16 protein-coding genes are annotated in these 14,070 nt (G+C 60.4%); 8 read left to right on the top strand and 8 right to left on the bottom strand.

Annotated elements, in window-relative coordinates; translation table 11 throughout:
* Positions 1–189: 189 nt before the first annotated feature.
* Positions 190–1,383: an enoyl-ACP reductase FabV gene (fabV, locus tag AACV02_RS09770; protein WP_106576894.1), complete on the bottom strand. Its 1,194-nt coding sequence runs from the start codon at positions 1,381–1,383 to the stop codon at positions 190–192.
* A gap of 273 nt (positions 1,384–1,656) precedes the next feature.
* Between fabV and AACV02_RS09765 the strand changes: the two genes are divergently transcribed.
* On the top strand, positions 1,657–2,481 hold the full coding sequence (locus tag AACV02_RS09765) for an aspartyl/asparaginyl beta-hydroxylase domain-containing protein (RefSeq protein ID WP_106576895.1): 825 nt from the start codon (positions 1,657–1,659) through the stop codon (positions 2,479–2,481).
* A 149-nt stretch (positions 2,482–2,630) separates the two neighbouring features.
* Positions 2,631–4,004: a nucleotide 5'-monophosphate nucleosidase PpnN gene (ppnN, locus tag AACV02_RS09760; protein WP_106576896.1), complete on the top strand. Its 1,374-nt coding sequence runs from the start codon at positions 2,631–2,633 to the stop codon at positions 4,002–4,004.
* A 1-nt stretch (position 4,005) separates the two neighbouring features.
* Here the strand turns inward: ppnN and AACV02_RS09755 are convergent, their stop codons facing one another.
* Positions 4,006–4,398, bottom strand: coding sequence for a RidA family protein (locus AACV02_RS09755; protein WP_106576897.1), 393 nt, complete (start codon positions 4,396–4,398; stop codon positions 4,006–4,008).
* A gap of 155 nt (positions 4,399–4,553) precedes the next feature.
* On the opposite strand from AACV02_RS09755, the gene AACV02_RS09750 reads away from it, so the two are divergent.
* From AACV02_RS09750 to AACV02_RS09740, 3 genes are all read left to right on the top strand, one after another.
* Positions 4,554–4,811, top strand: coding sequence for an AbrB/MazE/SpoVT family DNA-binding domain-containing protein (locus AACV02_RS09750; protein ID WP_119739244.1), 258 nt, complete (start codon positions 4,554–4,556; stop codon positions 4,809–4,811).
* On the top strand, positions 4,808–5,203 hold the full coding sequence (locus AACV02_RS09745; RefSeq protein ID WP_119739242.1) for a PIN domain-containing protein: 396 nt from the start codon (positions 4,808–4,810) through the stop codon (positions 5,201–5,203). Before AACV02_RS09750 ends, AACV02_RS09745 begins: the two co-directional genes overlap by 4 nt.
* 68 nt (positions 5,204–5,271) lie before the next feature.
* Entirely contained in the window at positions 5,272–5,646 is a 375-nt protein-coding gene (locus AACV02_RS09740; RefSeq protein WP_106576900.1) for a hypothetical protein, read from the top strand.
* 43 nt (positions 5,647–5,689) lie between these two features.
* On the opposite strand, the gene AACV02_RS09735 is transcribed toward AACV02_RS09740, so the two are convergent.
* Positions 5,690–6,019: a YXWGXW repeat-containing protein gene (locus tag AACV02_RS09735; RefSeq protein ID WP_106576901.1), complete on the bottom strand. Its 330-nt coding sequence runs from the start codon at positions 6,017–6,019 to the stop codon at positions 5,690–5,692.
* Positions 6,020–6,150: 131 nt separating this feature from the next.
* Positions 6,151–7,050, bottom strand: a complete 900-nt coding sequence (locus AACV02_RS09730; protein ID WP_119739239.1) for a DMT family transporter — start codon at positions 7,048–7,050, stop codon at positions 6,151–6,153.
* 98 nt (positions 7,051–7,148) lie between these two features.
* Between AACV02_RS09730 and AACV02_RS09725 the strand changes: the two genes are divergently transcribed.
* On the top strand, positions 7,149–7,997 hold the full coding sequence (locus AACV02_RS09725) for a LysR substrate-binding domain-containing protein (protein WP_119739237.1): 849 nt from the start codon (positions 7,149–7,151) through the stop codon (positions 7,995–7,997).
* Positions 7,998–8,001: 4 nt separating this feature from the next.
* On the opposite strand, the gene AACV02_RS09720 is transcribed toward AACV02_RS09725, so the two are convergent.
* Positions 8,002–8,898 (bottom strand): LysR family transcriptional regulator, encoded by an 897-nt coding sequence (locus tag AACV02_RS09720; RefSeq protein ID WP_119739235.1) that lies wholly within the window; start codon positions 8,896–8,898, stop codon positions 8,002–8,004.
* A gap of 99 nt (positions 8,899–8,997) precedes the next feature.
* Here AACV02_RS09720 and AACV02_RS09715 point away from each other — a divergent pair, with 99 nt between their 5' ends.
* On the top strand, positions 8,998–9,663 hold the full coding sequence (locus AACV02_RS09715; RefSeq protein ID WP_119739232.1) for an NADPH-dependent F420 reductase: 666 nt from the start codon (positions 8,998–9,000) through the stop codon (positions 9,661–9,663).
* A gap of 72 nt (positions 9,664–9,735) precedes the next feature.
* On the opposite strand, the gene mqo is transcribed toward AACV02_RS09715, so the two are convergent.
* Positions 9,736–11,391 carry a malate dehydrogenase (quinone) gene (gene mqo / locus AACV02_RS09710; protein WP_119739230.1) on the bottom strand — a complete coding sequence of 552 codons (1,656 nt, stop codon included), beginning with the start codon at positions 11,389–11,391 and terminating at the stop codon, positions 9,736–9,738.
* Positions 11,392–11,885: 494 nt separating this feature from the next.
* Between mqo and AACV02_RS09705 the strand changes: the two genes are divergently transcribed.
* Positions 11,886–13,073 carry an MFS transporter gene (locus tag AACV02_RS09705; RefSeq protein ID WP_119739228.1) on the top strand — a complete coding sequence of 396 codons (1,188 nt, stop codon included), beginning with the start codon at positions 11,886–11,888 and terminating at the stop codon, positions 13,071–13,073.
* 114 nt (positions 13,074–13,187) lie between these two features.
* Here AACV02_RS09705 and AACV02_RS09700 read toward each other — a convergent pair whose 3' ends face one another.
* Both AACV02_RS09700 and AACV02_RS09695 read right to left on the bottom strand, forming a co-directional pair.
* Positions 13,188–13,409: a hypothetical protein gene (locus AACV02_RS09700; protein WP_119739226.1), complete on the bottom strand. Its 222-nt coding sequence runs from the start codon at positions 13,407–13,409 to the stop codon at positions 13,188–13,190.
* A 146-nt stretch (positions 13,410–13,555) separates the two neighbouring features.
* On the bottom strand, positions 13,556–13,912 hold the full coding sequence (locus AACV02_RS09695; RefSeq protein WP_119739225.1) for a DUF6124 family protein: 357 nt from the start codon (positions 13,910–13,912) through the stop codon (positions 13,556–13,558).
* Positions 13,913–14,070: the final 158 nt, after the last annotated feature.

Here is a 14,070-nt window from a genome sequence, read left to right as displayed (position 1 = left end):
CTTGATAGCCGCAGGAGTCTGGCAGATTAAGGGCAGTGGCGGGAGCGCGATGGCGTGTAGGAGGGTTTTGAGTTCACACAAAGCAAATGTGGGAGCGCTCTTGCTCGCGAAAGCGGTGTGTCAGCCCCTGTATCTGATACTGACATACCGCATTCGCGAGCAAGCCCGCTCCCACATTTTGGAGCGTGTTTAGGCTTGGATCAGGCCTTTGATCTTCACGGTCGGGTTCACATCAGCTTCGTAATCAACGCCGTCGATTTCAAAACCGAACAAACGCAGGAACTCAGCCTTGTAACCGGCAAAGTCGCTGATTTCGTTAACGTTATCGTCAGTCACCTGGTTCCACAGCGCCGCCACGGCGTCCTGGACTTTGGGCTCCAGCTCAGCCAGGTCGGCACGCAGGCGGCCGTCGGCATCCAGCTTCGGCTCTTTGCCGTACAGGCTGTCCTTGAACAGGCCGTAGACCTGCTCGATGCAGCCTTCGTGGGTGCCCTGCTCTTTCATCACTTTGAACAGCAGCGACAGGTACAGCGGCATGATCGGGATCGCCGAACTGGCCTGGGTGACCACCGCCTTGAGCACCGACACACGGGCGTCGCCCTTGAGTGCAGCAAGGTTGTCGCGCAGGGTCAGGACTTTCTTGTCGAGGTCTTTCTTGGCTTCGCCGATGGAGCCGTTCCAGTAAATGTCCTGGGTCAGCTTTTCACCGAGGTAGGTGAAGGCGGTGGTCTTGGCGCCTTCAGCCAGCACGTCGGCGTCACGCAGCGCGTCGATCCACAGCTGCCAGTCTTCGCCGCCCATGACTTTCACGGTGCCGTCGATTTCTTCCTGGGTCGCAGGCTCAAGCGTGGTATCGACCACAACGCCTTTGTCGGTATTGATACCGCGCAGGGTCACGGCCTTGCCGATCGGCTTGAGGGTGGAGGTGTGCACCACGCCTTGCGGGTCGGTACGGCGTGGCGCGGCCAGGCTGTACACCACCAGATCGATTTTGCCGAGGTCTTTCTTGATGGTTTCGATGGTCAGGCGCTTGATCTCGTCGGAGAACGCGTCGCCGTTGATGCTCTTGGCGTACAGGCCTTTTTCAACGGCAAACTTCTCGAACGCTGCGCTGTTGTACCAGCCGGCGGAGCTCAGCTTGCCTTCTTCGCCTTCTTTCTCAAAAAACACACCCAGGGTATCGGCGCCGCAGCCAAACGCAGCACTGATGCGCGCGGCCAGGCCGTAACCGGTGGAGGCGCCGAGGACCAGCACCTTCTTTGGGCCGCCTTCGATGACGCCATGCTGGGTGACGTAGTCGATCTGCTCTTTGACGTTCGCTTCACAGCCAACAGGGTGAGCGGTCACACAGATAAAGCCACGAACCCGCGGTTTGATGATCATAAAATTTCTGCCTCTTCCAAGGTGCCGAAGGCCAATGGTGGCCATTCAACTTAATCGTACCGGTCTATGACGTCCAAAAAACCGAAGCGTCACGATAGTCGCAAATCTTCTGTTTACAAAATCCAATCAACAAAAGGCCGGATACGCCACCGCGCGGGTTAAAAACTGTGCCAGGCCTTCACAATTTCGCAATATTTAAAACGCCCAGCGCCGCCGGAACCCACTATCATGGCAACATTGTTTCGCTTTGTTTCAGGTTCGGAGCCACGCTTCATGAGTAAAAGTGCTGTTCAAAAAAAGCTGGTCTCAGCCGCCTGGGTGCTGGGCGTTCTGTTGTTCATGTACTGCTTCCCGCGCACCACCCTGGTATTTCTGTTGCTGGTGCTGTTCTGCGGCATTTATGACTTCCTGCGCAACGGCCTGTACGACCGCGACACGATCAAGAAATACTTCGTCGGCAACGGCCGCAACACGTGGATATTGGCGCCGTTCAATACCCTGTTCGACCTGTTCAGCCTGCGCAACCGCCACGTCTACACCATGAACGACCTGCCGCCCGCCTGGCGTGAAGACCTGCAACAGGTAATCGACGACGCCATGGCCCACAAGGACGAAATCATCGGTTACCTGGACGAACGCATGGCCGAGAAAAAGCGCGGCATGTTGTTTTTCCAATGGTACGGCCGCCCGATCGAAACCACGCTGGACATCCCGCAGCTGCGCAAAAAACTGCCGTTCGTGAAGACCATCGGGGTGTCGGTGTTCAACGAAAACCGCTCGACGTCGTTCCACTTCGGCCCGCTGCGCATGATGTTCCGGGTGCTCTACAACATGGCGCCGGCGCCGCACCACGAGGGTGTTTACATCCAGGTGGGCAAACACAAGCATTACTGGCACGACGACCCACTGTTTATCTTCGATGACACGCTGATGCACGCGTCCTTCAACAAGAACGACGCCAAGCGTTACTGCCTGTTCATCGATATTGTGCGGCCGACCTTGCTGCCCTCCGTGCTCAACGCCGTGATCTCGGGCTTTGCCGGGCTGGTGTTCACCCTGCGTCGGGTTTTCTACAAAAACTGGAAGCTGATTCAGTAAGTTCTGCGGCATGATGGTGCTGGACGGAGTTTGCGCACGGCCTCATGCCTGCCAAACTGTGCGTCTCGTGCGACCGAGTTCGGCGCTCACCATTCTCCAGCCATCGCCACCCCTGGCGGGTGCGGTGGCTGTGCTTTCAAGGAATCAGAATGCCCCAACGTCAAGTCATCAATGCCTCCGTCAGCCCCAAGGGCAGCCTCGAAACCCTGTCCCAGCGTGAAGTCCAGCAACTGAGCGAAGCCGGCACCGGCAGCATCTACACGTTGTTCCGCCAGTGCGCTCTGGCCATCCTTAACACCGGCGCGCACATCGACAACGCCAAGACCATCCTCGACGCCTACAAAGACTTTGAAGTGCGTATCCATCAACAGGATCGCGGCGTACGCCTGGAACTGTTGAATGCGCCGGCCGACGCCTTCGTCGACGGCGAAATGATCGCCAGCACGCGTGAAATGCTGTTCAGCGCCCTGCGCGACATCGTCTACACCGAGAACGAGCTGGACAGCCAGCGCATCGACCTGAGCAATTCCCAGGGCATCACCGACTACGTGTTCCACCTGCTGCGCAACGCCCGTACGTTGCGCCCGGGTGTCGAGCCGAAAATCGTGGTGTGTTGGGGCGGCCACTCGATCAATACCGAAGAATACAAATACACCAAGAAAGTCGGCCACGAACTGGGCCTGCGCAGCCTCGACGTGTGCACCGGCTGCGGCCCTGGCGTGATGAAAGGTCCGATGAAAGGCGCGACCATTTCCCACGCCAAACAGCGCATCACCGGCGGCCGCTACCTGGGCCTGACCGAGCCGGGCATCATCGCCGCCGAAGCGCCAAACCCGATCGTTAACGAGCTGGTGATTTTGCCGGACATCGAAAAACGCCTGGAAGCCTTCGTGCGCGTCGGCCACGGCATCATCATCTTCCCGGGCGGCGCCGGCACGGCTGAAGAGTTCCTGTACCTGCTGGGCATCCTGATGCACCCGGACAACCGCGACGTGCCGTTCCCGGTCATCCTCACCGGGCCGAAACATGCGGCGCCGTACCTGCAACAACTGCATGCCTTCGTCGGTGCCACCCTCGGCGAAGCGGCGCAGGCGCACTACCAGATCATCATCGACGACCCAGCCGAAGTCGCGCGCCAGATGACGGCCGGGCTCAAGGCCGTGAAGCAGTTCCGCCGCGAGCGCAACGACGCCTTCCACTTCAACTGGCTGCTGAAGATCGACGAAGGCTTCCAGCGCCCATTCGACCCGACCCACGAAAACATGGCCAGCCTGCAACTGAGCCACGCCCTGGCGCCCCACGAACTGGCCGCCAACCTGCGCCGTGCGTTCTCGGGGATCGTGGCCGGTAACGTCAAGGACAAGGGCATTCGCCTGATCGAGCAGCACGGCCCGTACGAAATCCACGGCGACCCGGCCATCATGAAACCGCTGGACGAGCTGCTACAGGCGTTTGTCGCCCAGCACCGCATGAAGCTGCCGGGCGGTGCCGCGTATGTGCCGTGCTATCGCGTGGTGCAGTGAATTAGCGCTGTACCGCCACACATTTGATTTCCACCAGTAACCCGGGATGCGCCAGTTCTGACACGCCGATGGTCGTCCAGGCGCAATGCCCGCGTGGGAACAGGCGGTTTTTCACCTCGCGAAAAACCGCCATGTGCTGGCTCATATCAACGTGATACGTGGTCATGTCGACCACGTCTTCAAAACGGCAGCCGCCCTCCTCCAATACTTGCCGCAGGTTCTCCCAGGCGGCGATGAATTGCGCCTCGGGGTCCTCTATCACGGCCAATTCCGGCGTGCGACCGACCTGGCCTGCGCAATACAAAGTGTTGCCAACTTTTACGGCAGGCACGTAGCCCGCGCGCTCTACGATGGGTTGCATGGCGGGCGGGATGATGCGGTGGCGGTCGGTCATAGCTTGTATCTCTTGGGGGCTCTAAAAAGCGTGTGGACGTGAAAACTTCGAACTAGGGTTTTACCTGTTCCCACCCACGCCTACCAGCAGAGCGACCTATGGACCAACGGATCTTGTCCTTCATCGATCCTTACCTTAGGGTAAGGAACATTACGATGGAGATCTTCACTATGGCGACCGCCACACTTACTTCAAAAGGGCAAATCACCATCCCTGTCCAAGTCAGGACCGCACTCGGCCTGGAAACCGGCGACCGGGTTGAATTTGTCGAAACGGAAGACGGCAAGTTTTCCATCATCGCCGCGAGCAAAACCGTTCAGGACCTCAAGGGGTTGATCCGCAAGCCCGCCCAGGCCGTGTCGATTGACGACATGAACCGCGCCATCGCTGCGCAGGTAGCAAAAGCGCAATGATCGGCCTGGATACCAATGTGCTGGTGCGGTATGTCACCCAGGATGATCCCGTTCAATCCCCGAAGGCGTCCGAGCTGATCGAATCGCTCACCACGCTTTCGCCGGGTTTTGTCAGCCTGGTGTGCGTGGTGGAACTGGTATGGGTGTTACAAAGCTGCTACCAATCGGCCAAGAGTGATGTGGTGACGGTTCTGGAAACGCTGCTGCGTACGCGTGAATTGACCGTCGAACATGCCGAGATCATCTGGCAGGCGCTGCGACGATTCACGGCAGGCAAAGCCGAGTTTTCCGACTACCTGATAGAGCGCTGTGCCCATGCGGCAGGCTGTGAATACACCGCCACCTTTGACCTCAACGCGGCCAAGGCCACCGGGATGAAACGCCTGACCTGAGGCAGCGTTGCAGCGAATTGCGGGCTTTGGTAAAAACCGCCTTTACCCTTGATCGAGAGAAACCCAACGTGCGCACGCTTTTGCTCGCAGCCTTGGCCTTGACGCCGACCTTTACCCTGGCCGACACCATCGCCTGGCCCGACCTGCCGCAAACCTGCTTCGTCAGCGGCCGCCCCGCCACCAGTGTGGATGTCGACACTGGCTGCGCGGCGTTCCTGATCAATGTGCAAGGCAAGGCAGCGGGCACGCCGATCAAGCTGGATATACCCCAGTACGCCCTGCATGTGGACGAAGCCACCGGCAAGGAAACGCCGGTGATCATCATCCAGGCCGAAGAAAACGGCGAGATCAAGGCGGTGGGCTACAAGGAATTGGGCACCGATCAGCTCGGTGCCGCGTTACTGCGGGAGGTTCGGCTGCTGGGTACCCAAAAGCCGACCTAGTGTTTTTTGCAGGCGCCAACCAGCTCACGCCTGCGGCCAGGGTTCAGCGAACCCAGCCACCGCCCTGCCAGTGGTAACCGTCATTGCGCTGCACCCAATGCGGATGCACATAACGATAGCCTTCGCGCACTTGCTCCCAATGGCCGTGCACCGCGACGTATCGCCCGCCGGCCCAGCGCCAGTAGCCGCGTGACCAGACATAACCGTAGCGCGGAGCCGGTTCGACCTCGATCACTTGAACCGGCGGCGGTTGCGGCGCGACCACTTCGACATACTCACGCTGTACCGGCCCGCGCTCATGCACCACACGCTCTTGCACACACCCGGACGCTGCGACGACAACTGCCGCCAATGCCGCATAACGTAGCAACATACAAAATCCTCGGGCGCGTACGCCCAGCACCTGCACCAGTAAAAAATGCCCCCATGTTTCAGCCGCGCTCCTGCTTGGCTATGGGTTCTTTTTAACAGGTGATGTCTGTCAGCTTGCTGAACCTGCGGACCTCAGGAAGCACAGGCGACGGTCGGTTGTTTCAGACGCACCAGCACCAGCCCCGCCACCACCACTGCAATGCCGGCGTAGGTTGAGCCCTGGATGGCATCGCCAAACATCAACGCCGCCCACACCAGGGTGACCGGTGGCTCCAGATAGACCAGCGCTGCCACGTGGGTCGCTGTCATTACCCGCAAGAACATCCACAAGCTCAAATACGCGACGAATGTGGAAAACACCGTCAGCCAGGCGATAGAGATCAACACGTCCGACTCATGAGGAACACTGAAGGTGCCGGTATAGAGCACGGCGCCGGAAAAGCCGATCAGCGTGAGCAACGACTGGATGAACAGCGGCAACACCAACCCCGCGTCCTGGCGCTGCGCGGCCCGGCGCTCGTACAAGGTCGCCAGCGTCAGCCCCAGCGCTGCGGCCAGTGGCAACAAATACATGACAAAGCCGACGCTCTGCCCGCCACTGCTGTACTGCCCGGCGATTACGATGGAGACCCCGGCAAAGCTGATCATCAACCCGACCCACTGCCAGCCACCGCTGCGCTCGGCAGCGCTGCCGGTCGACAATGCCGCCGTCATCAACGGCTGCAGCGCCGCGATGATGGCCGCAATGCCGGGCGGCAATCCGTTTTGGATCGCCACATACAGGCAGCTCAGGTAGAGGAACTGCGAGAGAAAGCCGATCACGGCGTAATGGCGAATCTGAGCCCAGGTCACCTTCAACAGCTTCACGTTCAAAAACAGCCCCAGGCACACCGACACCAGCAGGAAGCGCCAGAACAACAGGTTGAATGCCCCGCTGCCTTGCGTACCCAACTTGGCGCCGATGTAGCCGGAGCTCCAGGACAGCACAAACGCCACCTGCAACTGCAGCCGTTTCAAGGTTGATCGCGTCATGAGGCCTCCCGTCAGTGCACGTTGACTCAAAGGCTAAGGGCCGCGCATGCTTCTGTATATTTGAATTACCCGCACCATAAATTCGTAATAGTGGAATCATGGCCAAACAACTGAACATCGATTTGTTACGCACTTTTCACGCCGTGGCGCGCTTTCGGCGCTTCAACGAGGCGGCCGAACATGTGCACCGCAGCGCGTCGACCGTGACCACGCAAATTCAGAAGCTTGAGGAGCAAATCGGCCAGCGCCTGTTCAGCCGCAGCAACCAGGGCGTGGAGCTGACCCTGTATGGCCAGAAACTGCTCGGCGAAACCACCGAGTTTCTCAAGAGCCATGACCGCCTGCTGATCGCGCTGATGCCACAGCGCATGCAGGGCAAGATTCGTCTGGGCATTCCCGATACCTATGCGCCGGCGTTCATGCAGGCGTTTTTACCGCGCTTGATCGCCGACAACCCCTTGCTGGAGCTGGAAGTCGAAGCGCGCACCAGCGGTGAACTGCTGAATATGTTTATGGCCAATCAGCTCGACCTGGCCATCACCGTCAGCGCACAACCGCTGGCTCAGGGCGAACGCCTGGGGCCAGTGCAGCCGTTGTGGGTGGCGGCCGAGGGCTTCAGTTGCGCGCCGAATGCGGCGCTGCCTATCACCGTGCCCGTTGCCGGCTGCCCGTACCGTGCGGCGGCGTTGCAGGCGCTGAAGGATCACGGGATTTACCACCGGGTATTGCTGGAGAGCCCCAATTCCACGGCGGTCGAGGCCTGTATCCGCAGCGGCGTGGCGGTGGGGTTGATCGAAGAAAGCCGCATGGGCAGCGGGCTGACGCAAAAGATTGCAGGGTTCGAGTTACCCCCACTGCCGGTGCATCATCTGTACCTGCTGTGCGATAGCAGCAATGCACTGGCCCTGCATCTGTATGCGCAGGTAAAACAGGGCTTCCACATTTGAGCCCTCACGCCTGGCCGAAGCGTGCCAGCACCGCCTCGACAAACCGCCGCAACTTGGCGGTGCGCTGTCGGTTGGCGGTGTAAACCAAGTGCATGGGGCGGCTGGGCGCCTCAAATGCCGGCAGTACCCGCACCAACTCGCCCCGGGCCAAGGCCGGACGCAGGAAGTCTTCGGCGCCCAGCACGATGCCGAAGCCATCCAGTGCCGCCGACATCAATGCCCGGCTTTCGTTGATTTGAAGGCGGCTGGCGACCTGCACCGTGTAGGGCGTCGCGCCCTGGTGGAAGACCCATTCACGGTCCGCCGGGCGTGACCAAAAGGCGTAGCCCAGGCATTCATGTTGCGCCAGGTCCGCCGGGCACTGGGGCGTCCCTCGCACCGCCAGATACGCTGGCGCCGCGCACACCACCAAGCGATAAGGTGCCAAGGGCCGGGCCGTTAAACCGGTGGTGGCCAAAGGGCCGATACGGAACGCCGCTTCATAGCCTTCCTCTACCAGGTCGACGAAACGATCCGTCAGGTGCAGGTCAATTTCTACGTCGGAGTTGTCACGCAAAAACGCGGTAATCAGCGGCATCAGGCTGTAGGAACCGAAGGTGACCGGGGCAGTGACTCTCAGCTTGCCGCGCGGCGTGTCGTTCATGATCTGGGCGAGCGAATCGGCAGCCTCGGCCTCCGTCAGGATATGTTTGCAACGCTCGTAGTAAGCGTGCCCCAGCTCCGTAAGGCTTTGCCGACGCGTGGTGCGGTTGAGCAAGCGCGCGCCGAGGCGTTGCTCCAGGGCGGTAACATGCTTGGCAACCATTTGCGCGGACATGTTCAAGCGCTCGGCGGCGCGGGCGTAGGAGCCCAACTCGGCGGCCATCACAAAGGCATGCATGCTTGAAAGACGGTCCATCATTCCCTACTCCCAGTAACAACACCCACGCCAAAACGCTTATTTATCGCCAGCCAGTTGCTAATCATCATAGCTGCTCGATGACTTACGAGGAGCAAGACCATGAAGATCGGCGTGATTGGAGCAGGTTTCATCGGGCGGGCCGTGGCACAGCTGGCGCTGGCCGCCGGGCATGAGGTGATGCTGAGTAATTCTCGTGGCCCGCAGACCATGAGCAGCGTGCTCAGCGGCCTGCTCGGCGTTGAGGTGGGCAGTGCCGAGGACGCTGCCCGGTTTGGCGACGTCGTGCTGGTGGCCATTCCGTTTGAACACTACCGCAGCGTGCCCGCGCAATGGCTGGAAGGCAAAACGGTGCTGGACGCCAACAATTACTACCCCAACCGCGACGGGCATATCGCCGTGCTGGACCGCTTTGAAACCACCACCAGTCGGCTGCTCGCCGAACATCTACCGCATTCCCACGTGGTGAAGGTGTTCAATGCGATTTTTGCCCCCGACCTGACGCAAGACGCCCGCCCCCACGGCGCGCCCGACCGCCGTGCACTGCCGGTGGCTGCCGATGACGCCGCAGCGAAGGCGCAGGTCATCAAGCTGCTCGACAAGCTCGGTTTCGACGCCGTAGACGCAGGAGGGCTGGATGAAAGCTGGCGTTTTGAGCGGGCAAAACCTGCGTATTGCGTGCCGCTGGACCAAGCGGGTTTAACTGCGGCGCTAGCAGCTGCCGAACGCACGGTGGAACTGCCGCCGGTCGAACGCGTGCGCGCCTGAACACTCGCGCACAAAAAAGCCCGCTGACCGTGACCGGTTCAGCGGGCTTCTTACAGCGGTTTAACCTTTGGCTTACAGCGCCAGGTCAGACGCCGGCTTGCTCGGCTCAGCCGAAGGCTTGGCAGCCTCGGTGGCTTCGGTTGCCTTTGGCGCGTTCAACTGCGGAATCGCAGGCGGTGGGGTCAGTTGCAGGATGCCGGCAGTGTAAGCCCACTCCTTCGCAACAGCCTCAGGGCTGTCATTCAGCTTGGTGCCGTAGCTCGGTACGATCTGGTGCAGTTTTGCCTGCCACTCAGGGGTCGCGACCTTGTCCTTGAACACTTTCTGCAGCACGGTGAGCATGATCGGGGCCGCGGTGGACGCGCCTGGCGATGCACCCAACAGGCCGGCGATGGTGTTGTCGGCGGAGCTGACCACTTCGGTGCCGAGTTTCAGGACGCCGCCCTGCTCTTCGTCACGCTTGATGATCTGCACGCGCTGACCGGCTTGCCACAGGCGCCAGTCTTCTTTCTTGGCGTTCGGGAAGTACTCTTTCAGGGCGTTGTAGCGGTCGTCATCCGACAGCATCAGTTGGCCGGCAAGGTACTCGACCAGTGGGTATTCACGAATACCGACTTTGGTCATTGGCCAGATGTTGTGGGTAGTGGTGCTGGTCAGCAGGTCCAGGTACGAGCCTTCTTTCAGGAACTTGGTCGAGAAGGTCGCGAATGGGCCAAACAGAATCACACGCTTGCCATCCAGCACGCGGGTGTCCAGGTGCGGAACCGACATCGGTGGCGCGCCAACCGAAGCCTTACCGTAGGCCTTGGCCAGGTGCTGCTCGGCAATCGTTGGGTTATCGGTCACCAGGAACGAACCGCCCACCGGGAAGCCCGCGTATTCCTTGGCTTCAGGAATGCCCGACTTCTGCAGCAGGTGCAGTGCACCGCCGCCGGCGCCGATGAACACGAACTTGGCGTCGGTTTCAGTCTTGGTGCCGTCTTTCAGGTTTTTGTAGCTCACACGCCACGAACCGTCGGCGTTCTTGGTGATGTCCTGCACTTCGCTCGACAGTTTCAGATCAAACTTCGGCGTGGTTTGCAGGTGGGCAACGAACTGGCGGGTGATCTCGCCGAAGTTCACGTCGGTGCCGATCGGGGTCCAGGTGGCCGCGATTTTCTGGTTCGGGTCACGCCCTTCCATCATCAGCGGAACCCACTTGGCGATCTGCGCCGGGTCTTCGGAGTACTGCATGCCAGCGAACAGCGGGCTTGCTTGCAGGGCTTCGTAGCGTTTTTTCAGGAACTTGATGTTGTCATCGCCCCACACGAAGCTCATGTGCGGTGTGGAGTTGATGAACGAACGTGGGTTCTTCAGCACGCCCTGCTGGACCTGCCAGGACCAGAACTGACGGGAGATCTGGAACGCTTCGTTGATCTCGACCGCTTTCGGGATCTCAACGGTGCCGTCCTTGTTTTCCGGGGTGTAGTTCAGCTCAGCCAGGGCCGAGTGACCGGTACCGGCGTTGTTCCAGCCGTTGGAGCTTTCTTCGGCCACGCCATCCAGGCGCTCGACCATCTCCATCGACCAGTCCGGCTGCAGCTCGTTGAGCCAAACACCCAGGGTCGCACTCATGATGCCGCCGCCGATCAGCAGCACATCGACTTTCTTTGCCTCTTCCGCGTGAACGGAGGTGATCCCCATCGACAAAGCCAGCCCCAGCAGGGCAGTGTTTACTTTTTTAAACATCAGTAGCACCTATGATAAAACGCCATCCGCCCTACCGCCCCTGAGCATGGGCAACCCTCTATCACGCCGCGCCAGGCAGCGCGCCGCGGGGTTTGCACATTTACGAGAGAGCCGCAGGGTGGGCACACAAGGCCGACGTATCGACCTCACTGTTTATGTCCCTTCTGCGCTGACTTTTTATCATTATTGGCTTCAGCTACCTGGACGACAGCCAACCGCCGGGACGTATACGGGTGTACGTGCCGGGGAAAGACCAGACCAAGACGGCGCGCAGAATATCACGCCACAGGGCGTTTATGCGCCGTTTGGCCAATTGACAGCTCTAAATCGCGGCTTTTAACCCGTCAGTGTCAAGCCTGGCAGGCGCGACGTGGCGTCACAGGTGGCCAGATGAAACTGAACTCTGCTGCAAACGGCTGTTCTAGACACCTCCGCCGTTGCTTGCGTAGCATCGGCGGCAGTCCTTCGTGCAATCCTTCCAAACAGAGTTACCCATGACTATCCAGCAAACACCCGGGCACGTACTGCCCGCGCGCAGCGCCGCCAAAATGGAAGCTGCCATGGCCGTGGGCGCCTTCGCGATCGGCACCGGCGAATTCGCCATCATGGGCCTGATGCCCGACATCGCCCACAACTTGAATTTGAGCGAACCCCAAGTCGGCCACGCCATCAGCGCCTACGCCCTCGGCGTCATGGTCGGCGCGCCACTGCTGGCCATCCTCGGCGCCAAGCTGCTGCGCAAACACATGCTTTTATTGCTGATGGGCCTGTACGCGCTGGGCAACCTCGCCACCGCCTTCACCCCAACCTTCGGCTCGCTGGTGGCCTTCCGCTTTATCAGCGGCCTGCCCCACGGCGCCTACTTCGGCATCGCCGCCGTCGTCGCCTCCAGCATGGTGCCCAACGACAAACGCGCCGGCGCCGTGGCCCGGGTGATGATGGGCCTCACCCTCGCCATGCTGCTCGGCAACCCCATCGCCACGTTCCTGGGCCAACACCTGGGCTGGCGCTCGGCGTTCGCCCTGGTCAGCGCCATCGCCGTGTGCACCATCGCCCTCGTCTGGCAATTCGTGCCGGACCGCCGCGACGAACCACGCAGCGACCCGCGCAAAGAGTTGCGCGCCTTCACCAAACCGCAAGTGTGGATGGCCCTGTCCATCGGCGCGATTGGCTTTGCCGGCATGTTCTGCGTCTTCAGCTACCTCGCCCCGACCATGCTCGAAGTGACCAAAGTCTCGCCACAATGGATCCCCTTCGGCCTCGCCGCGTTTGGCGTCGGCGGCATCATCGGCAACATCGCCGGCGGCAAACTGTTTGACCGCATGCAATTTCGCGCCGTGGGCTGGATTATGGTGTGGTCGATGGCCGTGCTGATCTTCTTCACCTTCGCCGCCAGTGCGCTGTGGAGCGTGCTACTCGGCATCGGCCTGGTCGGCACCATGATTGCCATGGCCGCGCCGCTGCAAATTCGCCTGATGGACATCGCCCACGAAGCACCGAGTTTGGCGGCAGCGTCCAACCACGCGGCGTTTAATCTGGCAAATGCGCTGGGCCCGTGGTTTGGCGGGATGGCGATTACCGCAGGGTATGGCTGGACGAGCACCGGCTACATCGGCGCCGCCACAGCACTCGTCGGCCTGGGCATCTACCTCATCGCCCGCCGCATGAAAGGCGGCCACTGACACATCTCAGGCCACCCTTGTACGAATGTGGGAGCCCTGCACCAATGTGGGAGCGGGCTTGCCCGCGATAGCGGTGGGCCAGTCAACAAATCAATGACTGCCCACCCAACCCCATCAATCATCATGCAACAACCCCGACCCATACTCTCCATAACTACTGCCCAACCCACTGCCGCCAAAACTCATCTTGGCCGCCTTGCTCGGGCTATGGTCCCCAAACGCCTGGCATCCGCCAGAGAAACAAGGGTCACCACTCCCGCCCGACGACCCCGTCGAACAAGCGCCCAACAGCAACGTGACAGCAATCAGCGCGACTTTAACCAGGTTCGAGATCATGTTTTCAGTTCCCTATGGGCTGGAGGTGCGGGGGGCCTCTCTTAAGTGGGAGCGTAGTCCTCAACGGTGCGGGGAATTATGAAACTTTGCTGGGTGACAGCATGGGTTCAGGTTGCCGCCTTGGGGTGAGGCGGCGAGGTTGGGGGTCAGGCTGTGGCGGCAGGAGCGACTTGCTCTTGGGCTCGGGCGATGAGTAGGGCGCTTAGGTCGATGAGTTGCTGGATGCCCAGGATGATGGCGCGGTGCGGGTCTTCGAGGTCGAAGGCCAGGGTGGCGGCCATTTGGTTGGCGGAGTCGAGGTTTTCGGCGGCGTTGGCTAGGAGGGTTTCGGTGTCGATGTTGGGGCTGACTAGGAAGATGTTGCTGGTTGGGTTTTCGACAGGGGCGGTGTAGTCGGATCGTGGCAGGTAATGGTGAATTGCTCGTTGGGTAGCCGTTTGTAGCTTGGCATCGACGGGCGTGGTGTTTTGATCGACATACGGATTGTGTGATTTGCTAGGCATGGGCGAAGCTCCAAATATTTTCGGGAGTTAAAACGCCTTAGCAATACGGACTTCCACCTCCGGCCGCTGGGTTTGCAGCAGCTGGATGAGGTTAGTGATGGATGGTCTGACGGGCAAGCTGAGAAAAGTGTGGGAAGGTTCCTAGGTATATCGTGGTC

The organism is Pseudomonas sp. Larv2_ips (genome assembly GCF_963879675.1).
Classification (GTDB): Bacteria; Pseudomonadota; Gammaproteobacteria; order Pseudomonadales; family Pseudomonadaceae; genus Aquipseudomonas.
This window is presented reverse-complemented; position numbering and strand designations above follow the sequence as displayed.